This is a genomic window from Micromonospora sp. A3M-1-15 (assembly GCF_024213425.1).
In the GTDB taxonomy this organism is placed as follows: domain Bacteria; phylum Actinomycetota; class Actinomycetes; order Mycobacteriales; family Micromonosporaceae; genus Micromonospora; species Micromonospora chersina.
Genome location: NZ_JANAVK010000005.1, coordinates 137,520 through 160,312 on the forward strand (window position 1 = coordinate 137,520; position 22,793 = coordinate 160,312).

Here is a 22,793-nt window from a genome sequence, read left to right on the forward strand (position 1 = left end):
GACGGTGGAGCTGTCGCGGCCGGTGCCACCCGGACCACCACGTCGTCGCGCTGCGACCCTGCCGGAGGTCGCGTCAACCCGCCGTCACCGGCGACCCCCGAAACGTCCCCGCCCATTGACGCCACCGCGACGGCCGATCCGCTCCGGAGCTTCCTTGCCATGCTGGTTGTCTGGTGTTCTACTCAAGCAGAACAATCTGTGCGACCCGGAGCGCTGACGAGGAGGATCGCCAGGTGATCAACTTTCATGTCGACCGGTCCAGCAGCGTCCCCGCCTATGCCCAGCTGGTGCGGCAGGTGCGCGAAGGGCTACGGATCGGGACGCTGCGGCCCGGGGACCAACTCCCCACCGTGCGCAGCGTGGTGACCTCGTGCACGGTCAACCCGACCACGGTGCTCAAGGCCTACCGGGAGCTGGAGCTGTCCGGCCTGGTGGAGGCGCGGCAGGGGGCGGGCACCTTCGTCAGCGGAACGCTCGGCCACGCGGATCCCCATGTCATGGCCCGCTTACGCGGCAGCCTGGCCCGGTGGCTCGGCCAGGCCCGTGCGGCCGGTCTGGAGGACGAGGACGTCCAGGCGTTGCTCGCCTCGGTGATCGTGGACCAGTCGGCGCGCAGGGCCCAGCCTGGCGGCGACCGGACGCAGGCAGCGCCGTCAGCGGGCGCCGGGTCGCAGAAGGAGGAGGGCGCCGCATGAGCGAGCGGTCCATCGCCGTGGACGCCCGCACCGTGAGCAGGCGCTACGGCGACGTCTGGGCGCTGCGGGAGTGCAGCTTCCAACTGCCCGCGAACCGCATCGTCGCGCTGGTCGGCGCGAACGGCGCGGGCAAGTCGACGCTGATGAGCATCATCGCCGGCACGTTGGCGGCCACATCCGGATCGGTACTGGTCCACGGTCGACCGGTGGTGAAGGGCAGGTCCACGCACGGGGGTGGTTCCGCCGGGAGCCGGGTCGCGATCCTGGCGCAGGACAAGCCGCTGTACCGGGACTTCAGCGTGTCGGAGATGCTCCGCTTCGGAAGGGCCACCAACCGGGTGTGGGACCAGCGGCGAGCGGTGTCGTGGCTGCGGCGCTTCGACATCCCCCTGGACCGCCGCTGCGGCAAGCTGTCCGGTGGCCAGCGGGCGCAGGTCGCGCTGGCGGTCGCCCTGGGCTCCCGCCCGGCGGTGCTGCTGCTGGACGAACCCCTCGCGAACCTGGACCCGGTCGCCCGCACCGAGGTGACCGGCGAGCTCATGGCCGAGACCGCGGACAGCGACATGACCGTCATGCTGTCGACCCACATCATCGCCGAACTCAGTGGCGTCGGTGACCACCTGCTGCTGCTCGACGCGGGCCGGCCCGTGCTCGACGGCGACGTCGAGGAACTGCTCGACAGCCACGTGCGACTGACCGGACCCCGCGCGGACCAGCCACCGGGCCCGGGCGCGATCGTCCAGGCGCAGCACACCGACCGCCAGTCCACGTTCATCCTCCGGCAGCCGACGACACCCGGCGCGCATGCCGTCGTCGCCCCCGGCTGGACCGCCCGGCCCGTCACCCTGGACGAGCTGATCCTGACCTACCTCCGGGCCTCGTCCCAGGCACACCGCGATCTGGAGACAGCAGCATGAGCCCGGTCACCCGAGCGCCCGCCCCCACGAACAGCCAGGACGATCTCGGGTCCGCCGGGGGTGTCCGCGGCCTGCTGTGGCTGACCTGGCGTCAGCACCGCTGGACCCTGATCGGCACGCTCGTCCTGGCCGCGGTCCTGGTGGGCTGGATGACCTACCTGTCCATCGAACTGACCGACCTGTGGCACCAGTGTCACGAGACGCTCTGCCCGGAGAACTCCCCGCAGGGCGAGCGGCTCGCCGGGTCCTCGAACCTGGTCCTCACCCTGGGCGCCCTGTCGCGGCTGGTGCAGTACATGCCGCTGCTGATCGGCCTGTTCATCGGCGTTCCGGTGCTGGCCAGGGAGCACGAGCAGCGCACACTGCTGCTCGCCTGGAGCCAGGACGTCTCCCCGACACGCTGGCTGTGGACCAGGCTCGGGCTCCTCGGCCTGTTCGTGATTGCCGTGACCGCGGCCGTCGCCGGCGTCAGCGACCACCTGGCGCACCTGGAAGCCCAGGTCGCCCCGGTGACCCTCTTCGACTACCTGCCGTTCCTGAACACCGGCATGCTGCCGGTCGCCATCAGCATCTGCTGGTTCGTCATCGGCGTCGCGCTCGGCGCCGCGGTCAAACGCACGCTTCCCGCCGTGTTCGGCATGATCGCGGGCTTCATCGGCCTGACCTACCTCGTACAGTGGCGCTACCCCACCCTCATGACGCCGCTGTCCACGCGCCTGCAGATGGACGGGCCGGACCGCGGCCCGCTGCGCGACAACGCCCTGGTCGTCAAGGGCGGCATGGTCGACTACGGTGGCGACGGACCGTCCGGGGCGTTCGACGCCTCGGGGCGCCAGCTCAGCGGCGTCGAGCTGCAACGCCTCTGCCCGCCCGACAACGACGGCGACAGGATGCTCTCCTGCCTCTCGAACCTCCACCTCCAGCAGCACGTGCAGTACCAGCCGGGCAGCCGCATCCCCGAATTCCATCTGATCGTCGCGACCGGCTATCTGGGCCTGGCCGCGGTGGCCCTCGCCGCCGTCTGGTGGATCGTCCGCCGCACCGACCTCAGCGCGGGCTGACCCCGGCCAGCGGGACACGGGACGGGGCGGGCCGGACCCGCGGGCGGCCGGCCATCAGCATCGCCTCACTCAACTCCTCGGCCAGCAGGTCGAGCACCCCGCGTACGCCGCCCGCCCCGCCCACGGCCAGGCCGTGCAGCACCGGGCGGCCGACCAGCACGGCGTCCGCGCCCCGGTCGAGCGCGACGAGCACGTCCGAGCCGCCACGGATCCCGCCGTCGAGCAGGACCGGCACCGCGCCGGCCACCCGGTCGACGACCGCCGGCAGCAGGTCGAGCGTCGCCGGGGCCGCGCTGAACTGGCGACCGCCGTGGTTGGACACCACGATCCCGTCGACGCCGTGGGCCACCGCCAGGGCCGCGTCCTCGGCCGCCGCCACCCCCTTGACCAGCAGCGGCAGCTCCGTCACCGAGCGCAGCCAGGCCAGCTCGCCCCAGTCCAGCGCCGGGGCGAACGCCCGCCGGCTGTGCTCGCCGGGCGAGACGAGGTCGGCGTCGGGCAGGTTCACCGCCCGGATGCCCGGCGGCAGCCGGAAGTCCCGGCGCAGGTCGCGCAGGCGGCGGGCCAGCCGCGGGGCGTCCACGGTCAGCATCAGCGCGCTCATGCCGGCCGACTCGGCCTGCGCGATCACGTGCCGGGTGACGGCACGGTCGGCGAAGGCGTACAGCTGCAACCAGAGCGGCCCACCGGCGACCGCCGCGATGTCCGCGAACGGCACGGACGCCATGGTGCTCACCACGTACGGCACCGGCAGGCCGGCGGCGCCGCGGGCGGTGGCCCGCTCGCCGTCCGGGTGGACCATGGCGTGAAACGCGGTGGGGGCGATGGCGAACGGCACCGCCCAGTCCACGTCGAGGATCCGCGTGCCGGTCTCCGGTTCGGCGGTCCCGGTGAGGACCCGGGGCACCAGGGTGGCCCGTTCGAAGGCCTCCCGGTTGGCCCGCAGGCTGCGCTCGTCGCCCTGGCCGCCCTCGATGAAGTCCCACACCGGCGGGGACAGCCGCCGGGACGCCTCGGCCGCGTAGTCGTGCAGGGTCAGCAGGGACGTCATCGGCTCTCCTCCCGTCGGGGCGCCGCGACCGGCCCCCCGTGGTGGCCCGTCACGAGCCCGGCCCGCAGCGGTAGACCAGCAGTTCGTCGCCGCCGCCGTGTTCGGCCGCCGGCACCTCGCGGCAGGAGGACAGCACCCAGGTCATGATCCGGGACAGCTCCGAATCGGTGGTGCCGAGGCCGCCGACCCCGCCGAGCAGGACGAACCGCAGCTCCCCCGCGTCCACGAGCGCGCGCAGCCGGGCGAGGGTCGGCTGGGGCACGAGGCCGCTGTACCCGCCCAGCGGCAGGAACGGCTGCCCGGTGGGAAGCACGAACTGCGAAGCCGTTCGCCAGGACGAGGTGGCCGCGACGTAGCGCGCCCCGTCGCGGTGCGCGAGCAGGTAGTCGTCGAGGCGCCGGCGCGGCTCGGTGAGGGTGTCGGTGGTGTCGGCGTCCAGGGCCAGGCCGACCGGACCGCTCGGGCCGGCGCCGGCCTCGAAGGCGGTGCCGGCGTAGCGGCGGTCGAGGACGGACAGGCCCCAGGCGGCCGGCACGGCGAGCACGGCCGCCACGCCCAGCGCGGCCACGGCCCGCCACGGCCTCTCCGTCCGCCGGCCCGCCCCGACCAGCGCCCCGGTGGCCCGACCCGGCCGACCGGGCCGCCGGCCCACGACGACCAGCGCCGCGGTGGCCGCCGCGGCGGTGGCCAGCGCCGGCCAGGTCAGCCACGGCAGGAACCCGGCGTACCGGCCGGCCAGGTGGGCCGTCCACGCGAGCTGGACGAGCAGCACCGCCGGGAGCAGCCAGGTGGCCCACCGGTCCCGCAGCGCGCGCCAGGACAGCACGACCCCGGCGGCGGCGAGCGCGGCCAGCGGCGGAGCCAGCGTGGCCAGGTACGCCCGGTGGGTCAACGTCATCCCGCTGAACACCACCACGGCCGTGGCCAGCCAGCCGCCCCAGAGCACGAAACCGGCGCGGACCGGATCCGTCCGGCCGGCGCGACGGCCCCGCAGCAGCCCCACCAGGAGGCCGGCCAGTGCCAGCGGGTGGAGCCAGCCGATCTGGGTGGCGTACCCCGGGTCGACCAGCTTGTGCCAGGACCCGGCGGGCGACGCGGCCGCGTCGGCGGGGCCGGCCGGGTCCGGGGTGGTGAACCCGGATTCGACCGTGCCCGGCACGTGTGCGCCGAACCGGTCCAGGCCGTTGTAGCCGAAGACCATGGCGACCGCGCTGTCTTTCGTGGTGCCGTCCACGTACGGGCGGTCCCCGGCGGGCACGACGGTGAGCAGCACCACCCAGGCCAGCGACACCGCCACGGTGGCCGCGCCGGCCAGCGCCACCTGCCCGAGCCGGCGCCGCCAGGACGCCGGGGCGAACGCCAGCCAGGTCAGCGCGAACGCGGGCAGCACCAGCCAGGACTGGAGCATCTTCGCCTGGAAGCCGAGACCGACCCACACCCCGGCGAGCACCAGCCGGCCCGTGCGCGCCCCGGCCAGCGCGGCGACGAACGCGTCGGCCGCCAGCACCAGGCACATGGTCAGCGCGGCGTCCTCCATCGGGTGCCCGAACATCGACGCGACGATCGGGGTGAGGGCGAACATCGCGGCGGCGAGCAGCCCGGCCGGCGCGCCGCACCAGCGCCGGACCAGGCGGTACAGCACGAGCACCGACACCACGCCCTCGACCACCTGGGGCAGCGCCAGCGACCACGGGTGGAAGCCGAACACCCGCGCGGCGAGCGCCTGCGGCAGGAAGGCCCCGGCCAGCTTGTCGACGGTCACCGTGGCGCCCGGGTCGAACGCGCCGAACAGGAACGCCCGCCAGCTCACCGACATGCTGCGCACCGCGACCGCGTAGTACTCGGCGTAGCCGGCGTGCCGGACCTGCCAGCCGTAGACGACGGCGGCGAGCACGGCCACGGCGAGTAGCGCCGGGCGGGCCCAGCGGGGCTGGTCGGCCGGCGACCGCCAGAAGCGCAGCCGGGACGCCCGGGTCGGTGCGTCGACGGCGCGTTCCGGCGCCGGCTGGGCGCGCGTCACGGTTCCGGCGTCGGCCACGGCGCTCCCTCCAGGGATCGGTCGGGATGCATGCCGGAAGGACTGTAGGGGCTGGCGTCCCGATTGGGCAGCGCGCCGGCACGCGTACGACTGACGCCCCGACGCAGTCGAACGGCGACCGGCTTCCCGGATCGGGCGTGGACGGTCAGCATCGGCACCGGCCCCGACACCGCACGAGGAGGTCGATGGTGGACGAGACGACGAGTACGCCGACCCGACCGGCCGACGGCCGGCCCCCCGAGATCTCGTCGATGCGACGGCGCATCGACGAGATCGACGCGACGATCATCGGACTGTGGCAGGAGCGCGCCGGGCTCTCCCGGCAGATCGGCCGGATGCGGCTCGCCTCGGGCGGCACCCGCCTGGTCCTCTCCCGCGAGCAGGAGATCCTGGCCCGGTTCCGCGCCGGCATCGGCGACGAGGGCACCCAGCTCGCGCTGCTCGTGCTGCGGGCCGGCCGCGGTCCGCTCTGACCGCGTACCGTCCCGGTGGCCGGGCCGGCGCGGAGGCCGCCGGTCACCGGGGCGGCGCCGACCGCAGCTCCGGCGCCGGCACGGCCCGGGCGGCCTGCCGCAGCTGCTCCTCGGCGGTGGTCTCGACCCGCCGCATGGCGGCGCGCAGCACCGGCGGCGCCATCAGCGAGGTGACGATGGCGACCAGCATGACCACGGTGTACGACTGGGTGTTCAGGACGCCCAGCCGCAGCCCGACCATCGCGATGATCATCTGAACGACGCCCCGGGAGTTCATCCCCGCGCCGATGGCGAGCGCCTCCCACCGGTTGAGCCGGCTGCCCAGCGCGGCGACGAACGTGCCGGCGAACTTGCTGACCACGGCGACGGCGAGCACCGCGAGCGCGGCGAGCAGCACCAGCGGGTCGGCCAGGCCGGTGAGGTCCATCCGCAGCCCGGCCGTGGCGAAGAAGAGGGGCGCGAAGACCGCGAGCACCATGGTCCGCAGCGGCGCCAGCCGGGCCGGCTCCAGTCCGCCGCAGACGTTGATCAGGATGCCGCAGAGGAAGGCGCCGAAGACCGGCTCCATGCCCAGCGCGTGGGTGCCGGCCGCGCCGAGGAAGACGATCGCCGCCGCCGCGGTGAGCGTCGGGCCGGGCTCCGCCGACCGGGTCGTGGCCCGGAACGTCCACCGCACCACCGGCCGGCCGACCACCACGGCGACCAGCAGGATCACCGCCAGGTGCAGCACGGACAGCGCCACCTGCCCGGCGCGCACGCCGGTGGTGGCCATCGCCGCGACGACCGAGAGCATCAGCCAGCCGAGCACGTCGTCGATGGCTCCCGAGGCGAGGGTGAGCTGCCCGACGTTGCGGTGCATGAGGTTCATGTCGAGCAGGGTCTTGGCGATCACCGGGATGGCCGTGACGCAGAGCGCGACACCGAGGAACAGCGCGAAGACCGTCCGGTCACCGGCGCCGGCCACGAAGGACGCCGGCAGCACCAGGCCGACGGCGGTGCCGAGCAGCAGCGGCAGCAGGAAGCCGGCCAGGCTGATCCGGGCGGCCGTGGCCCCCTGCCGGCGGACCATCCGCCAGTCCAGCTCGGTGCCGATGATCCCGACGAGCAGCAGCACGCCGACCATGCCGACGGCGTCGAGCAGGTGGAACTGGGCGGCGTCGCGGGGCAGCAGCCAGTCGGAGACGCCGGGCGCCAGCGGCTCCAGGACCGACGGTCCGAGCAGGACGCCGGCGGACAGCTCGCCGACGATGGCCGGCAGCCGCAGCCGCACGGCGAGCCGGCCGAGCAGCAGCGCGAGCAGCAGCAGCACGCCCAGTTGCAGCAGCAGGAGCAGGACCTGGTCGGCGCTGATCGGGGCGACGGTGGTGGGCATGGTGGCAGCGCTCCTCGAAGGCCGGGTGCCGTGGGGGTCCGGCCGCGCGCGCCGGTCGCGGGCGGGACGACGCCCGGCTGCGGCCGGCGCCGGGGAGTCCCGGTGACGCCGGCGGCGGCGAGCGGCTCGACAGCGGTACGGGGCGTCGGGCCGGCGGCGTCAGCGTTCCAGCCGCCCGGAGGAGGCGTCAACGCGACCCGCACCCGCTGTCCAACCGTCCCGGCCACGCAGTTGTACGCCCCCCGGGCGGCCACCGGGCGCTCTTGTTCGGTCACGCGGAGCTGGTCCATAGTGCTCGCGGTGGAGCCGTGGCCACCCGAGGGGTGGGCCGTGGCCACGCCGCCGGCGGCCCGCGCGGCGGCGTTCGGCGACCACCCGCCACCACCGTGACCCGTTTCGTTCGATGGAGGGCGACGCCGTGCCGAATCCGTTTGAAGACCCCGACGCCACCTACCTGGTCCTGGTCAACGACGAGGGCCAGCACTCGCTCTGGCCCGTCTTCGCCGACGTCCCCGACGGCTGGAAGACGGTCTTCGGCGAGGCCGGCCGGCAGGACTGCCTCGACTACATCGAGAAGTCCTGGACCGACATGCGGCCGAAGAGCCTGATCGAGGCGATGGAGAAGCAGCCGCAGAACTGACCGCGGGGCCGCCGCGCCGTCGCCGGCGGCGCGACCCGCGACCCGGCGTCGGGCCGGCGCCACGACCTGAGGGGACACGTCATGACGATCGACCTCGACGGGTACCGGAGCCTCAGCGAGGCGTTCGCCGCCCGCGTCGTGGCCCGGCCCGACCGGACCGCGCTCACCGTCGCGCACGGACCGGACGAGGAGCAGCGGCTGACCTACCGGGAGCTGGCCCGCCGGGTCGACCGGCGGGCGGCGGCGCTGGCCGGGCGGCTGGCACCGGGCGCCCGGGTGGTGATCGCCCTGCCGACCGGCACCGAGTTCGCCGAGCTCTACCTGGCCTGCCTGCGCGCCGGCCTGGTGGCCGTACCGGCCCCGGTGCCCGGCGGCTCGGCGACCGCCACCGAGCGGGTGGCGGCCATCGCCACCGACTGCGCCCCGGGTCTCGTGGTGACCACGGAACAGGACCTGGCCGCGGTCACCGCGCAGCTGGCCGGGCACGGCCTGGACGCGCTGCCGGTCGAGGTGGTGGGTGACGCCGGCGCCGCGGCGGGGCCGGTGCCCGCCGACCGCCGGCCGGACCGGGACACCGTCGCCGTGCTCCAGTACAGCTCCGGCTCGACCGGTTCGCCCAAGGGCGTGGTGCTCACCCACGGCGCGGTGCTGGACAACCTCGCCGCGCTGGCCCGGCACGACCGCCTGGGCCCGGACGACCGCATCGGCGGCTGGCTGCCGCTGCACCACGACATGGGGCTCTTCGCCCAGCTCACCGCGGGGTTGCTGATCGGCGCCCCGGTGGTCCTCATGCCGCCGGCGCAGTTCGTCCGGCGGCCGGTGGAGTGGTTCCGGCTGCTCTCCCGGCACCGGATCACCGCCACGGCCGCGCCGAACTTCGCGTACGAGCTGTGCCTGCGGCTGGTCCGCGACGACCAGCTCGACGGGCTGGACCTGTCGGCGCTGCGGTACGCCTGGAACGGCTCGGAGCCGATCCACGGGCCCACGATGACCGCGTTCACCGAGCGCTTCGCCCGGATCGGGCTGCCCCCGCACGCGGTGGCCCCCGCGTACGGGATGGCCGAGTGCACGATCTACGTGAGCACCAAGCTGGCCGGCGAGCCGCCCACCGTACGCCAGGTCGACCGGGCCCGGCTGGAGTCGGCCGGGGAACCCGCCCTGCACCCGGTGGACGCGGGCGGCAAGCCGATGGTCGGGGTGGGCCGGCCGGTGCCGTTCACCGCCCGCATCGTCGACCCGCGCACGCGCCGGGAGCTGCCGGCCGGACGGATCGGCGAGATCTGGTTGCGCGGGCCGGGCATCGGCCGCGGCTACTGGGGCCGGCCGGAGGCCACAACGGCCACCTTCGCGGCCCGGCTGGCCGACGGCGGGGACGGCGACTGGCTGCGCACCGGCGACCTGGGCGCGCTGCTCGACGGCGAGCTGTTCATCACGGGCCGGCTCAAGGAGCTGCTCATCGTGCACGGCCGCAACGTGGCCCCGCAGGACGTCGAGCAGGAGGCCCGGGCCGCGCACCACGCGCTCGGCGGCCAGCTCGGCGCGGCCTTCGGCGTCGCCGCCCCGGACGAGCGGATCGTGCTGGTCCACGAGGTCGACCCGAGGACTCCCGCGGCCGACCTGCCGGGGGTGGCCAGCGCGGTCACCCGCCGGCTCACCGTGTCGTTCGGCATCCCGGTGCGCAACGTGGTGCTGGTCCGGCGCGGCACGGTCCGCCGGACCACCTCAGGCAAGATCAAGCGGATGGCCATGCGGGAGCGGTTCCTCGCCGGGAACCTCACGGCGCTGCACGCCGAACTCGAACCGGCGCTCCGCGACGAGCTGCCCGCCAGCTCCCCCGCCTGACCCGCGCCGCGCCCCGGAGACCGCCGTCCGTGGCGACCCCCGGGGCGCGTCCTCACCGCCCGGCGCCGACCAGCCGGCCGCCGTCCGTGGCCGCCCCGGGACCGAGCCTCACCGCCCGGCGCCGACCAGCCGGCCGCCGGGCGCACCCGCCGCGCGGGTCATGTAGGTGAGCACGAGTTCCTCCAGGCGGACCGGCTCCACCGTCCAGGACGGCTCGGGCAGCAGCCGCTCGGCCCGGACCACCGCCCGGCTGTACCGGCCGGTGTGCTCCATCCCGACCACCTCGACCCGCGGGTGCAGCAGGTCCAGCTCGCCGCGCGGGGCCACCACCCGGTGGTGGCCGGCCAGCAGGTCGGCGACGTCGCCGGCGACCTGCACCCGGGCGTCGCAGAGCACGATGAGGTAGTCGCAGACCAGCTCCACGTCGCTGAGCAGGTGCGAGGACAGGATCGCGCTGGCGCCCAGCTCGGAGACGAACTCCATGAGGTTCTGCAGGAAGCCGTTGCGGGCCAGCGGGTCCAGGGCGGCGGCCGGCTCGTCGAAGATGAGCAGCTCGGGGCGCTTCGCCGCGGCGATGGTCAGCGCGAGCTGGGCGCGCTGGCCGCCGGAGAGGCCGCCGGCCTTCTGCGCCGGGTTCAGGCCGACCTGGGCGATCCGCCGCTCGGCGAGGCCCTGGTCCCAGGTCGGGTTGAGCCGGGCGCCCATCCGCAGGTGCTCGGCCACGGTGAAGCCCGCGTACACCGGGGTGTCCTGCGCGACGAAGCCCACCCGGGCCAGGTGCGCGGCGTCGGCGGCCGGCGGCGCGCCGAGCACCCGCAGGCGGCCCGCCGTCGGCGCGGTCAGGCCGCACGCGAGGTTCAGCAGCGTGGACTTGCCGGCGCCGTTCGGCCCGACCAGGCCGATCACCCGCCCGCGCGGGACGTTCAGGTGGCAGTCCGTCAGCGCCGTCCGGCTGCCGTACCGCTTGGTCAGGCCCTCGGCTCGCAGGACCGGCGGGGAGTCGTCGTGTGGCATGGACCCATCCTGCGAACCCGGCCCGGTGGCAGCATCGGCCCAAAGCACGGTTCGCCGCGCCCGCGACCGTACTTTTGACCGGTTCGCCCGGCCCGGAGTTTTTCTAGCCTGGGCGTCATGACCAACACCAATCGACCGGCCGGTGTGGCCGGGATCCTCTTCAACGTCGGCCTCGGCGTGGTGTTCGTGCTCGGCCTCGCCTTCACCGCGTTCATGATCTCGGACAGCTGGGGCACCGGGTACGCGATCTTCAACGGCGCGGTCGGTGTGCTCGTCTGCCTCCTGGCCCTGCTGCGCGGCGTGGACCGGTTCCGCACCGCGGTGGCCGGGATCGGCCTCGCCGCCGCCGCCGTCGTCGTCTCTCTGGTCGCGGACCTGCCGCAGGAGCCCGGCCCGATCACCGGGCTGGCGCTGGCCGTGCTGGTCGGCTCCGCGCTGCGTACCCTGCCGCTCCAGCCGGCCGCCGCGATCGGCGCCGGCGGCCTGCTGGTGGTCGTCGGCAGCTACCTGTCCGCGCTGGACAACCAGAGCGGGTTCAGCGCGGTGACCGTGCTGGACGCGCTGGGCTGGCTGGCCGCCGTGGCCGCCGGGCTGACCCTGCGCGGCAGCGACGCGCGCACGGGCGCCGCGCCGGCACCCGCCGCCTGGACGCCGTCCGCGCGCGCCCGGTGAGCGTGTCCGATCTCGACCAGCTATCCCCGCTGGCCGGCGCCGGCCGGGCCGACGGCGCCCACCGTTCCCGCCCGGCCGGCGCGGCCGGCGGGCCGGGCTTCCGTACCGTGGACGGGGTGAAGATCTGGGACCGGCTCGCCGGCACCGCCGCCGACCTGGGGTTCGTCGTCGCGTTCCTGGTCGCGCTCGGGGTCGAGGCGGTCGCCATCGCGCAGACCTGGGGCGCCCGGTACTGGCTGTTCGGTGGGCTCGCCGCCGTGGTGGTGTGTGTGCTCGCGCTGCTGCGCCGGTGGCACCGGGGCTGGCTGGCCGTCGCCGGGCTCGTCGCCGTGGCGTGCACCGTGCTGGTCGCCCGGCTGGCCCACCTGCCGGCCGAGCCGGGCCCGGCCATGGCGCTCGCGCTGGCGGTGCTTGTCGGCGCGGCGCTGCGTACCCTGCCACCGGCGCCGGCGGGCGCGGTGGGCGCCGCCGGCCTCGCCCTCGTGGTGGTCAGCCAGTTCGCGGCCCGCCCCTCCCCTTCCGGCATCTCCTCGGTGGCCGCCCTGGGCGGGCTGGCCTGGCTGGGCGCCGTCGCGGTCGGCCTCTCGCTGCGCCTGGTGGACGCCCGCAACCAGGCCACCGCCGAGAAGGTACGCCAGGACGAGCGGCTGGAGCTGGCCCGCGAGCTGCACGACGTGGTCACCCACCACATCACCGGGATCGTGGTGCAGGCCCAGGCCGCCCAGCTGGTCGCCGGCAAGCACCCGGAGAAGCTGCCGGCCACCCTGGCCGGGATCGAGCTGGCCGGCTCGGACGCCCTCGCGGCCATGCGCCGGGTGGTCGGGCTGCTGCGGGACACCGAGGACGCGGCGCCCGCCTCGCCCGGCCCGGAGCAGCTCAGCGCCCTGGTCGAGCGGTTCAACCGGCACGGCCCGCCGGTGCGGCTGCGGATGCCGGAGCCGGCCGCGCAGTGGCCGCCGGAGGTGACCACCACGGTCTACCGGATCGTCCAGGAGTCACTGACAAACGTGTCGCGGCACGCCCCGCACGCCCGGTCGGTCACCGTGACCGTCGGCCAGGACGCGCAGGGCATCTCCGTGGAGGTGGTGGACGACGCGCCGCCGGGCCCGGCCCGGAAGGGCCACCGCAGCGGGTACGGTCTGGTCGGGATGCGCGAGCGCGTCCAGACCCTCGGCGGCACGCTGCGGACCGGTCCCCGCGCCGGCGGAGGCTGGTGCGTGCTGGCCACCCTCCCCCTCCCCTCCAGGACGGCACGATGACCATCCGGGTGCTGCTCGCCGACGACCAGGCGATGATCCGCGGCGGCCTGCGGCTGATCCTCGAGGACCAGCCGGACATCAGCGTGGTGGCCGAGGCGTCCGACGGCGTCGACGCCATCGCCCAGGCCCGCCGGCTGCGCCCGGACGTCTGCCTGGTCGACATCCGGATGCCCCGGCTGGACGGCATCGAGGTGACGCGGGCGCTGGCCGGCCCGGGGGTGCCCAACCCCATGCGGGTCATCGTGGTGACCACCTTCGACCTCGACGAGTACGTCTACGGCGCGCTGCGCAACGGTGCGGTCGGCTTCATCCTCAAGGACGCCGGGCCGGCCCTGCTCGTGGAGGCGGTCCGCGCCGCGCACAACGGCGACGCGCTGGTCTCGCCGTCGGTGACCCTGCGGCTGCTCAAGCACGTCACCACGGCCGGGAGACCGGCCCGCGGGCGGCCCACCCCGAACCTTTCGGAGCGGGAGATCGAGGTGGTGCGGGCGATCGCCCGGGGGCGCACCAACCAGGAGATCGCCGCCGAGCTGTTCATCTCGCTGAGCACGGTCAAGAGCCACCTCTCCGGCATCCAGACCAAGCTGGGGCTGCGCAACCGCGTCGAGGTCGCCGCGTGGGCGTGGGAGAACCGCGTGGTGGAGAGCAGCTGACCGGCACCTCCATCCTGGTCGCGATCCGGCGTCCGCGCCAGCCGGCGGGGTTCGACGGTCGCCGATCCGTGCAACCGCCGACACCCGCCGGTCGAACGGTCCCGCGGCCCGGTCCGGCGTGCCTCCCGCCGGCCTGGCGAACACCCGCCGGGACCACCGATCATGCTGCTCGGGTGGTCGCCCGCGGGGGCGACGGGTGACCCACGCCGACGAGCCGCCGTGGGCGGGACGGCTGTCTGCCGTGTCCCGGGCCCCGGCCGCGTGCAAGGCAGGAGGATTCGTGGCAAGCCAACCGGAAGAGTTCGACGTCATCGTCGTGGGTGGAGGGCCGGGTGGGTCGACCGCCGCGTCGCTGACCGCCAAGGCCGGGGCGAAGGTGCTGCTGCTGGAGCGGGAGACCTTCCCGCGCTACCAGATCGGCGAGTCGCTGCTCCCCTCGACCGTGCACGGCATCTGCAACCTGCTCGGCGTGGGCGACGAGATCGCCGCGGCCGGCTTCATGAAGAAGCAGGGCGGCACCTTCAAGTGGGGCACCAGCCCGGAGCCGTGGACCTTCGCGTTCGCGGTCTCGCCCCGGATGGCCGGGCCGACCTCGCACGCCTACCAGGTGGAGCGGCGGCGCTTCGACCAGATCCTGCTGGAGAACACCCGCCGGCTCGGTGTGGACGTCCGGGAGAACTGCGCCGTCACCGAGGTGATCGCCGACGACGAGCGGGTCCGCGGCGTGCGGTTCACGCAGGGCGGGGAGAGCCGGACGGCGCACGCCCGCTTCCTGGTCGACGCCTCCGGCAACAAGGGCAGCCTGCACGGCAGCGTCGGCGGGCAGCGGGAATACTCGCCGTTCTTCCGCAACCTGGCGCTGTTCGGCTACTTCGAGGGCGGCAAGCGGCTGCCCGCCCCGAACAGCGGCAACATCCTCTGCGTCGCCTTCGACGCCGGCTGGTTCTGGTACATCCCGCTGTCGGACTCGCTGACAAGCGTCGGCGCGGTCGTCCGCCGGGAGTTGGCACACAAGGTGCAGGGCGACCAGGAGCGGGCGCTGCACGATCTGATCGCCGAGTGCCCGCTGATCGCCGACTACCTGTCCGACGCCACCCGGGTCACCGAGGGCGACTACGGGCAGGTGCGGGTGCGCAAGGACTACTCGTACTGCAACACCTCGTTCTGGCGCCCCGGCATGTGCCTGGTCGGCGACGCCGCCTGCTTCATCGACCCGGTCTTCTCCTCCGGGGTGCACCTGGCCACGTACAGCGCCCTGCTGGCCGCCCGGTCGATCAACAGCGTGCTGGCCGGCGCGGTGAACGAGGAGCGGGCCTTCACCGAGTTCGAGCAGCGCTACCGCCGCGAGTACGCCGTCTTCCACGACTTCCTGGTCAGCTTCTACGACCTGCACGTGGACGAGAACTCCTACTTCTGGCAGGCCCGCAAGGTGACGCAGAGCAGCGCGCCGGACATGCAGTCCTTCATCGAGCTGGTCGGTGGCGTCGCCTCCGGCGAGGACGCGCTGGCCGGCTCGACGGACCTGATCCGGCGGCAGGGCGCGCACACGGCCGAGCTGGGCGCAGCGGTGAACGCCATCACCCCCGGCGGCAGCGGCTTCCTGGGCCGGTCCAGCCTGGTCGCCGACGCGATGTTCGAGGGCTCGCAGATCCAGGCGGGGGTGCTGTTCGGCGAGGACGCGCCGCAGGAGCCCCCGCTGTTCGAGGGCGGACTCGCCACGGCGGGCAACGGCCTCATGTGGACCGAACCGAAGAACTGACGCCGACCCCGACGCCCCCGGCCCGCCCTCGGCGGCCGGGGGCGTCGCGCGTCGCCGGGTCCGCGGCGCGCGGCGCCGTCAGGCGGGCTGCGGGGCCGGGGTGGGCAGCGCGGCCGGACGGGCGCCGGCCGGGGCGCCGGCGGGGGCGGTGAGCACGTCGCGGACCACCTGGCCGCAGAGGTACGCGGTGACCGCGACCCGGATCAGGATGGCGGCCGGGTACTGCCAGTCCGCGGTCAACGCCTCCCCCAGGTAGCGCCACACGGCCACCCAGTGCAGCACCTCGGCGGCCTGCCAGAGCGCCCAGTCGCGCAGCACCCGCCGCCCCGGCACGTGCCCGCGGGCCAGCACCAGCAGCGGCAGCAGCCAGAGCACGTACTGCGGCGAGTAGACCTTGTTGGTGAGCAGGAACGCCGCCACGGTGAGGAAGCCGAGCTGGGCCAGGGTGGGCGGGCGGCGGGCGTAGCGGGCCAGCGCGGCGACGCCGAGCAGGAGCAGCACGAGCACGCCGAGGGCCACCTCGTTGACCGCCGGCACCGGCGCGCCGAGGAGCTGGAGGGCGTACCAGAGGGCGCCGAAGTCGGCCTCACGGGCGGCGTTGAACCGCCAGAACTCCCACCAGCCGTCCGGGTAGAGCACCATGACCGGAGCGTTGAGGACCAGCCACACCGCGACGGCGGCGGCCAGCGTCCGGGCGAAGTCGCGCAGCCGGCGGTCCCGCAGGCAGAGCAGCAGCAGCGGCCCGAGCAGGAAGAGCGGGAACAGCTTCGCCGCGGTGCCCAGGCCGATCATGGCGCCGGCCAGCAGCGGCCTGTCGTACGCCCAGGCGAGCACCGCGAGCACGGCGGCGGCCACGGCCAGCAGGTCCCAGTTGATGGTGCCGGCCAGGGCCAGCGTCGGGGCGGCCGCCACCAGCAGCGCGTCCCGGGTACGCCCGCCGCTGCGGCGCAGCACCGCGTGCACCGCCCAGACCGTGGCCAGCGCCAGCGCCAGCAGCACCACCACGTTCACCAGGAAGTACGCCTGCGCGGCGGTGGCCTCGTCGGCGCCGGGGGTGAACAGCCGGGACAGCCGCGCCGTGACGTCCATGAGGTACCCGCTGCCGACCGGGTACTCCAGCGGCGGCCCGGCGGGCTGCGGCGCGTACGGGAAGGCGCCGTCGATGAGCCCGCGACCGCGGAACAGGATGGGGATGTCGCTGTAGCAGTAGCTGCCGAAGGCGAGCCGGGTGTCCCAGGGCCAGCCGGCGTAGTGGCAGGGCCACTTCTGCGCGAAGCCGACCGCGAAGGTGAGCACCGTGGCGACGAGCGGAAGCGTCGGGACGCCCCGGCGGGTGCGGGTCGGGGGGCGCTCGGGTGCCGTGCCTCGACCGTCCGCGTCCATGGGTCCTCCCGTCGATTCCGTGTGCCTTTTCCGGCGGCAACGCCGGTTTTCCGCCCGGCGTTTTCGGCGACCGCGGAAAGGCGGCCGGAATACGACGGGAGCGTCGCCGTGCGACCGCGGAGTTCCGGCAGTCGCACGGCGACGAGCGGGGTTTCTCAGGCCGGGCAGGCGCCCTCGATGACCAGTTCGGTGACCCGCCAGCCCTCGGCGGCCTTCGCCAGGGTGGCGTTGACCGCGCTGGGCCCCTGGGCCTGCTGCTGCGGGCCGAGGTTGTCGACCGGCTTGCCGTCGGCCTTCACGAACGGCCAGTCGGAGTTGTCGAAGCAGCCGGTGAGCTTGGCGCTGGTCGGTGCGGTGGCCGGGCTGAAGGCGGTGACCACCGGCTTGCCGATCTTCGGGTTGCCCTGGGTGCGCACACCCTGCTCCCGGTAGGTGGTGAGGATGGTCTTGACCGTGAGCAGCGCCTGACCGGAGGCGTACTTCGGCAGGTCCGGCGCGTCGGCGGCGCCGGCGTTGCTCGCCGCCACGAAGGTGTCGAGCAGCTTGAGGTAGACGTCGACGCCCTCCTGCACGGACGCGGCCGCCGCGGGGTCGGTGGTAGCCACGGCCGAGGGGGCGGCCGCCGACGACGAGGACCGGCCGGAGGCCTCGCCCGACGTCGTGCCGCAGCCGGCCAGCGCCAGCAGCGCCACCAGGCCGACCCCCGTGAACCGACGAACGTGTGCAGCCATGAGTGGCCCTTTCCATGCGATTCGGAAAACGGTCCCGCGCCCCGGAAGCCCCGGCGGGAATCGCCGGGGACGCCATTTCGGCATCACGCGGGCGCAGCACATGGGTACCACAAACAGAGAATGGTCGACACGAATGCGTTCACACGCCTGACGTCCACACCGGACGAATTGCGGCGCCGGTCAGGCGCCGGGCGCGCGGACCGTGCGGAGCAGGAAGCCGGGCAGCGCGAGCCGCTGGCCCTCGGTCTCCGCGGCCACCTGGATCTCCTCGACCTCCGTGCCGACCCACTCCGGCTCGGCGAAGCCGGCCCGCAGCAGGTCCTCGGTCACGCCCCAGCCCTGGCCGTCCGCCAGCGAGACCGCCAGCACGAAGACGGTCGCGCCCGGCGCGGCGAGGCCCGGCAGGGCCGCGAGGTACGCGTCCGCGGCGCCGCCGCCGAGCCGGACGAGGCTGTGCAGCAGGCCGGAGTCGAAGATCGAGTCGAACGGCGCCGACGGCAGCGACAGGCGTGTGGCGTCCTGGACCTCGAAGTGGACCGTGAGGCCCTCGCGGGCGGTCTTGGCCCGGGCCTGGTCGATCGCCACACGCGAGATGTCGACCGCCGTCACCCGGTGGCCGCGGCGGGCCAGGGCGATCGCGAGATCACCGGCGCCGCAGCCGATGTCGAGCACCTTCGGGCCCTTCACCCCGTCGAGCACGGCCGCGAGTGCCGGCTGGGGACCGCCGATGTCCCAGGGCGGGCCGCCCGAGCCGGCGGTGTCGCGGTAGACCTCGTCGTAGTCGACGTCATAGGGCTCGTCGCTCATCGCTGACCCCCTGCGGCCCGCTCGACCGGGTCCGACCAGCATCCCACGTGGCCGTGGCCGCGTCAGCCGGTGCGCAGCGCGTCGGCGAGGCCGCGCAGGGTCGGGTTCAGGTAGAGGGTGCGCGGGTGCAGCCGGGGCAGCCCGCGTTCGCGCATGATGGCCGCCATCCGCACGGCCAGGAGCGAGTTGCCGCCCAACTCGAAGAAGTTGTCCGCGACGCCCACGGGGCGGCCGAAGACCTGCTGCCAGACGCCGAGAAGCCCGCCGGCCAGGTCGTCCCCGGCCGCCTCGGCGGGCGCCTCCGGGGTGGCCGGCTCGGCGGCCGGTTCGGGCAGTGCGTCCCGGTCGACCTTGCCGTTGGCGGTGGTCGGGAGGGCCGGCAGCGCGGTGATGGTGGCCGGGAGCATGTACTCGGGCAGCATCCGGCGCAGCCGCTCGCGCAGCGGCGCGGCCCCACCCGCGGTGAGCACCACGTAGGCGTCGATGCGGCCGGTGGCCGGGTCGTCCGGGTCGGTGCGGCGCAGCACCACGGCCGCCGCCGCCACGCCGGGGCACTCGGTGAGCACGGAGCGGATCTCGTCCAGCTCGATCCGGAAGCCGCGCAGCTTCACCTGGTTGTCGATCCGGCCCAGGTGTTCGAGGGTGCCGTCGGGCAGCAGCCGGCCCCGGTCCCCCGAGCGGTAGGTCCGCTCCCCCGTCTCCGGGTCGACGGCGAAGCGCTCGGCGGTCAGGTCGGGGCGGCCCAGGTAGCCGGTGGCCACGCCGACGCCGCCGACGTGGATCTCCCCCGGCACGCCGGGCGGGACGGGCCGGCCCGCGGTGTCGCGGATCCGGACGGACCAGCCGGGCAGCGGCCGGCCGACGGAGCGGGAGGCGGCCAGCGCGCCGGCCCGGGTGACGTCGCCGGCGGTGACGTGCACGGTGGTCTCGGTGATGCCGAACATGTTGACCAGCCGGCACGCCGACTCCGGGTGGCGGTCGAACCAGGGCAGCAGGCTCCGCGCGTCCAACGGCTCACCCCCGAAGACCACCAGGCGTACGGCGAGCGGGCCGCCCGCCTCCCGGTCGGCCTCGACGAGCTGCGCGAAGCTGGACGGAGTCTGGTTGAGCACGGTGACCCGGCGCTCGACCAGCAGCTCGTGGAACTGCTCCGGGGAGCGCGACACCCAGTACGGCACGACGACGAGGTGCCCGCCGGTGAGCAGCGCGCCCCAGATCTCCCAGACGGAGAAGTCGAACGCGGCGGAGTGGAAGAACGTCCACACGTCCGACGGCCCGAGCCCGAAATCGTCCCGGGTGGCGTCGAGCAGGGCGACCACGTTGGCGTGCGGGACCACGACCCCCTTGGGCCGGCCGGTGGAGCCGGAGGTGTAGATGACGTACGCCGGGTCCGCCGGGCCGGCCGTGCCGTCCGGTGGCGCGCCCGCACCGGCGTCGCCGGCCCCGGCCAGCGCGGCCGGGGTGACCGGCGTGATCCCGTCGACGTCGGGGAACCCGGCGTGCGTGGTGACGAGCACGGTGAGCCCGGAGTCCCGGACCGTGTACGCGAGCCGGTCGGCCGGGTACGCCGTGTCCATTGGCACGTAGACCGCGCCGGCCTTGAGCACCGCGAGCAGGGTGGCGACGAGTTCCGCGGAGCGGTCCAGGCACACGCCGACCAGGTCGCCGTCGCGGACGCCGTGCGCCCGCAGCCCGTGGGCCAGCCGGTTCGACCACTCGTCCAGCTCCCGGTAGCTGACCCGGGCGTCCTCGGCGGAGAGGGCCACCGCGTCGGGGCGCTCGGCCACCCGGTCGGCGAAGACCTCGGGCAGCCGCCGCGGCGTGCTCGCCGGGGGCCGGGCCGGCCGGCCGAGTGCGGCGATCCGCTCCCGCCCGGCCGCGTCGTCGAGGTCGGCGGCGGCGACCGGGGGTGGCGTGGCGTCGGTGACCTGCCGGTGCAGGTGGGCGAGGTGCCGCACGACCTGCGCGGCGACGGCCGGCGACACGGCCCGCAGCGGGTGCCGCCAGCGCAGCTCCACGTGCCCGTCGGCGTCCCGGCCGACGACGACGGTGAGCGGGAAGCGCGGGGCGAGGCAGGGCACGTACTCGTCGGCCGGGTCGCCGAGGTCGAAGGCGAGGCCGACCGGGGCGGCCGGCGGCGGCGACGGGTCGGCCGGCGCGACGAGGCGGTCGCGCAGCCGGGCGGTGAGCGCGTCCAGCGGGAGGTCGTCCGGGGTCGCCACGGCCAGCGCCGTGACGTCCTCCCCGGCCCGGACGCCGAGCGCGCCGACCACCGCGGTCTCCTCCGGCTGGTAGCGGGCGAGCAGCACCGCCAGGGCGGCCAGCCAGCTCGCCGGGTCGCCGCCGGGGTGTCCGGGCAGGACGGTCCGGTCCTCGCCCCAGGCGTCGCCGGCGCGCGGGTCGCCGAGCCCCCACGCGGGGCCGCCGCCGGCCGGGGCGGCCGGGCGGTCGGTGGCCGGGGTGGGCGCCGGGTCGGCCGTGCCGCCGCGGAACGCCGCGCCGAGCCGGCGCAGCGCGGGCGGGTCCCAGGCGTCCCGCCGGGCCACCAGGACCAGGTCGGCGGGGCCGTCGGCGTACCGGATCAGCACCGCCCGCAGGCCGGCGGCAACCGGCCGGGACAGCTCGCGGTCGCGGCGGCGGGCGGCGGCCGGCGAGTCGGCGTCCTCGGGGACCGGCTCCACCCAGAGCCGGGCGGCGCCGGCGTGGGCGGCGAGCCGCGCCCCGACCGTCTCGTCGTCGACCGGCGGGCCGAGCCGGATCCGCAGCGCGTGGCAGTCCGGCGCGCCGGCCGGTGCGGCGGGGTGCCGGCGGGGCCCGGAGGCCGGCGGGGGCGGCTGGAGCGTACGCACATGCTCTCCCTGGGGTTCAGCGGGTGGTGAAGCCGCCGTCGACGGTGAGGACGGAGCCGGTGACCTGCCGGGACTCGTCGGAGGCCAGCCAGACGGCGGCCGCGGCGACGTCCTCCGGCTCGATCAGGGCGTTCATGGGCTGCGCCTGGAGGAAGGTCTCCTCGTGCTCGGCGACCGGCACGTCGAGGGAGCGGGCGATCTCGGAGAGCATCCGCCCCTCCACCGCGTGGTCGTCGCGGACCGAGCCGGGGCAGAGCGCGTTGACCCGGACCTTCATGGGGGCGTAGTCCAGGGCGGTGGCCCGGGTGAGGCCGACGATGCCGTGCTTGGCCGCGACGTACCCGGCGAAGTGCCGGTAGCCGACCAGCCCGGCGGTGGAGGCGACGTTGACGATGCTGCCGGCGCGCCGGGCGGTCATCACCTTGCCGACGGCCTTGGTCATCCGCCAGGCCCCGGAGAGGTCGACGTCGATCATGAGGGACCACTCGTCCTCGGTGATCTCGTCGGCGGTCTTTCCGGACGGCGCCGCGATGCCGGCGTTGTTGACCAGCACGTCGACCGTGCCGAAGCGCTCGCACGCCTGCTCCACGGCGGCCACCAGCGCGGCCAGGTCGCGGACGTCGGCGCGGACCGGCAGCACGGCGGCGCCCAGGTCGCGGCAGAGCGCGACGGTGTGCGCGAGCTGGCTGGCGGTGCCGAGCGGGTAGGGCACCCCGGGCAGGTCCTCGGCGCGGTCGAGCAGCACGAGGTCGGCGCCCTGGGCCGCGAAGGCGGTGGCGCAGGCCCGGCCGATGCCTCGCGCCGCGCCGGTGACGACGGCGGTCTTCCCGGCGAGCCGCGCCCCGCCGGCGGTGCTGGTGGTGGCGTCGGCGCTCATCCGCGGGCCAGCTCGCTCTCGACGAGCCGGAGCAGCCCGGCCGCGTCCTCGGTGAGGTACATGTGCCCGCCGTCGACCTCGACCTGGGTGAACTCGCCGCTTGTCGCCTTGCTCCACTCGCCGGTCTGCGCGGTGGTGACCAGTTCGTCGTCCCGGCCGTGCACGGCCGTGATCGGGACCGGCAGCGGCTCGTCGCCCCCCGGCCGGTAGTTCTCGTGCATCTCCACGTCGGCGCGGAGGATCGGCAGGATCAGCTCGCGCATCTCCTCGTCGGCGAGGGCCTCGTGGTCGTAGCCGGCGAACTCGCGTACCCGGAGCAGGAAGTCGTCGTCGGCGAGGCCGGTGGCCCGGTTGGTCCGTGCGGTCCACGGGCCGGGGCTGCCGCTGACGATCAGCCGGGTGACCGGGGCGCCGCGGGCGACCAGCCGGTGCGCCAGCTCGTACGCGAGCACCGCGCCGAGGCTGTGCCCGAACAGCGCGACCGGCCCGTCGACCTGCTCGACGAGGCCGGGCAGCAGCCCGTCGGCGGCCGTCGCCACGTCGGTGTACGGCTCCTCGGCGAGCCGCCACTCCCGCCCGGGTGGCTGGAGCGCGACGATCCGCAGCCGCTCCCCGACGAGCGCGGCCCACGGGTGGAAGAAGGAGGCGCCGGCGCCCGCGAAGGGTACGCACACCAGCGAGGTGGGTTGCATGTCGTTCC

Annotated in this window: 20 protein-coding genes; 10 read left to right on the forward strand and 10 right to left on the reverse strand. The window is 75.2% G+C overall.

What is annotated here, in order from left to right:
- The first annotated feature begins 233 nt into the window (after positions 1 to 233).
- From NLX85_RS24850 to NLX85_RS24860, 3 genes are read left to right on the forward strand one after another with little or no spacing between them, the layout of a single operon-like run.
- The gene (locus NLX85_RS24850; protein ID WP_254339008.1) at positions 234 to 695 is read left to right on the forward strand and encodes a GntR family transcriptional regulator; all 462 of its coding nucleotides are present in this window, start codon (positions 234 to 236) and stop codon (positions 693 to 695) included.
- Entirely contained in the window at positions 692 to 1,612 is a 921-nt protein-coding gene (locus NLX85_RS24855; protein ID WP_254339011.1) for an ABC transporter ATP-binding protein, read from the forward strand. The genes NLX85_RS24850 and NLX85_RS24855 overlap by 4 nt, the downstream gene beginning before the upstream one ends.
- Positions 1,609 to 2,673, forward strand: coding sequence for an ABC transporter permease (locus NLX85_RS24860; RefSeq protein ID WP_254339012.1), 1,065 nt, complete (start codon positions 1,609 to 1,611; stop codon positions 2,671 to 2,673). Before NLX85_RS24855 ends, NLX85_RS24860 begins: the two co-directional genes overlap by 4 nt.
- On the opposite strand, the gene NLX85_RS24865 is transcribed toward NLX85_RS24860, so the two are convergent.
- Together NLX85_RS24865 and NLX85_RS24870 are read right to left on the reverse strand one after the other, a co-directional pair.
- On the reverse strand, positions 2,660 to 3,724 hold the full coding sequence (locus tag NLX85_RS24865) for an alpha-hydroxy acid oxidase (RefSeq protein ID WP_254339015.1): 1,065 nt from the start codon (positions 3,722 to 3,724) through the stop codon (positions 2,660 to 2,662). The two genes, NLX85_RS24860 and NLX85_RS24865, sit on opposite strands and share 14 nt — an antisense overlap.
- Before the next feature lie 49 nt (positions 3,725 to 3,773).
- Positions 3,774 to 5,762, reverse strand: a complete 1,989-nt coding sequence (locus NLX85_RS24870) for a glycosyltransferase family 39 protein (protein ID WP_254339017.1) — start codon at positions 5,760 to 5,762, stop codon at positions 3,774 to 3,776.
- A 185-nt stretch (positions 5,763 to 5,947) separates the two neighbouring features.
- On the opposite strand from NLX85_RS24870, the gene NLX85_RS24875 reads away from it, so the two are divergent.
- Positions 5,948 to 6,235, forward strand: a complete 288-nt coding sequence (locus NLX85_RS24875; protein ID WP_254339018.1) for a chorismate mutase — start codon at positions 5,948 to 5,950, stop codon at positions 6,233 to 6,235.
- 43 nt (positions 6,236 to 6,278) lie between these two features.
- Here the strand turns inward: NLX85_RS24875 and NLX85_RS24880 are convergent, their stop codons facing one another.
- Positions 6,279 to 7,607, reverse strand: coding sequence for a cation:proton antiporter (locus NLX85_RS24880; RefSeq protein ID WP_254339020.1), 1,329 nt, complete (start codon positions 7,605 to 7,607; stop codon positions 6,279 to 6,281).
- A 418-nt stretch (positions 7,608 to 8,025) separates the two neighbouring features.
- Here NLX85_RS24880 and NLX85_RS24885 point away from each other — a divergent pair, with 418 nt between their 5' ends.
- On the forward strand, positions 8,026 to 8,247 hold the full coding sequence (locus NLX85_RS24885) for an MbtH family NRPS accessory protein (RefSeq protein WP_254339022.1): 222 nt from the start codon (positions 8,026 to 8,028) through the stop codon (positions 8,245 to 8,247).
- An 81-nt stretch (positions 8,248 to 8,328) separates the two neighbouring features.
- Complete coding sequence (locus tag NLX85_RS24890; protein ID WP_254339024.1) at positions 8,329 to 10,089, forward strand: fatty acyl-AMP ligase; 1,761 nt, start codon at positions 8,329 to 8,331, stop codon at positions 10,087 to 10,089.
- Positions 10,090 to 10,197: 108 nt separating this feature from the next.
- On the opposite strand, the gene NLX85_RS24895 is transcribed toward NLX85_RS24890, so the two are convergent.
- Entirely contained in the window at positions 10,198 to 11,103 is a 906-nt protein-coding gene (locus tag NLX85_RS24895; protein ID WP_254339025.1) for an ABC transporter ATP-binding protein, read from the reverse strand.
- A gap of 117 nt (positions 11,104 to 11,220) precedes the next feature.
- Between NLX85_RS24895 and NLX85_RS24900 the strand changes: the two genes are divergently transcribed.
- The 4 genes from NLX85_RS24900 (at position 11,221) to NLX85_RS24915 (ending at position 15,446) form a co-directional block, all read left to right on the forward strand.
- Positions 11,221 to 11,775 (forward strand): hypothetical protein, encoded by a 555-nt coding sequence (locus NLX85_RS24900; RefSeq protein WP_254339026.1) that lies wholly within the window; start codon positions 11,221 to 11,223, stop codon positions 11,773 to 11,775.
- The gene (locus NLX85_RS24905; RefSeq protein ID WP_254339027.1) at positions 11,772 to 13,034 is read left to right on the forward strand and encodes a sensor histidine kinase; all 1,263 of its coding nucleotides are present in this window, start codon (positions 11,772 to 11,774) and stop codon (positions 13,032 to 13,034) included. The genes NLX85_RS24900 and NLX85_RS24905 overlap by 4 nt, the downstream gene beginning before the upstream one ends.
- Entirely contained in the window at positions 13,031 to 13,687 is a 657-nt protein-coding gene (locus NLX85_RS24910) for a response regulator transcription factor (protein WP_107077565.1), read from the forward strand. The genes NLX85_RS24905 and NLX85_RS24910 overlap by 4 nt, the downstream gene beginning before the upstream one ends.
- Positions 13,688 to 13,967: 280 nt before the next feature.
- Positions 13,968 to 15,446, forward strand: a complete 1,479-nt coding sequence (locus tag NLX85_RS24915; protein WP_254339028.1) for a tryptophan 7-halogenase — start codon at positions 13,968 to 13,970, stop codon at positions 15,444 to 15,446.
- Positions 15,447 to 15,524: 78 nt separating this feature from the next.
- On the opposite strand, the gene NLX85_RS24920 is transcribed toward NLX85_RS24915, so the two are convergent.
- From NLX85_RS24920 to NLX85_RS24945, 6 genes are all read right to left on the reverse strand, one after another.
- Entirely contained in the window at positions 15,525 to 16,829 is a 1,305-nt protein-coding gene (locus NLX85_RS24920; RefSeq protein WP_254339029.1) for a glycosyltransferase 87 family protein, read from the reverse strand.
- Between the two features lie 155 nt (positions 16,830 to 16,984).
- Positions 16,985 to 17,560, reverse strand: coding sequence for a hypothetical protein (locus tag NLX85_RS24925; protein ID WP_254339030.1), 576 nt, complete (start codon positions 17,558 to 17,560; stop codon positions 16,985 to 16,987).
- 180 nt (positions 17,561 to 17,740) lie between these two features.
- Positions 17,741 to 18,367, reverse strand: coding sequence for a class I SAM-dependent methyltransferase (locus NLX85_RS24930; RefSeq protein WP_254339032.1), 627 nt, complete (start codon positions 18,365 to 18,367; stop codon positions 17,741 to 17,743).
- Positions 18,368 to 18,429: 62 nt separating this feature from the next.
- A complete protein-coding gene (locus NLX85_RS33530) occupies positions 18,430 to 21,216 on the reverse strand; it encodes an amino acid adenylation domain-containing protein (protein ID WP_254339034.1) in 2,787 nt (928 codons plus the stop codon).
- 16 nt (positions 21,217 to 21,232) lie between these two features.
- A complete protein-coding gene (locus NLX85_RS24940) occupies positions 21,233 to 22,093 on the reverse strand; it encodes an SDR family oxidoreductase (RefSeq protein WP_254339036.1) in 861 nt (286 codons plus the stop codon).
- Complete coding sequence (locus tag NLX85_RS24945) at positions 22,090 to 22,785, reverse strand: thioesterase II family protein (RefSeq protein ID WP_254339037.1); 696 nt, start codon at positions 22,783 to 22,785, stop codon at positions 22,090 to 22,092. Before NLX85_RS24945 ends, NLX85_RS24940 begins: the two co-directional genes overlap by 4 nt.
- Between the last annotated feature and the right edge of the window lie 8 nt (positions 22,786 to 22,793).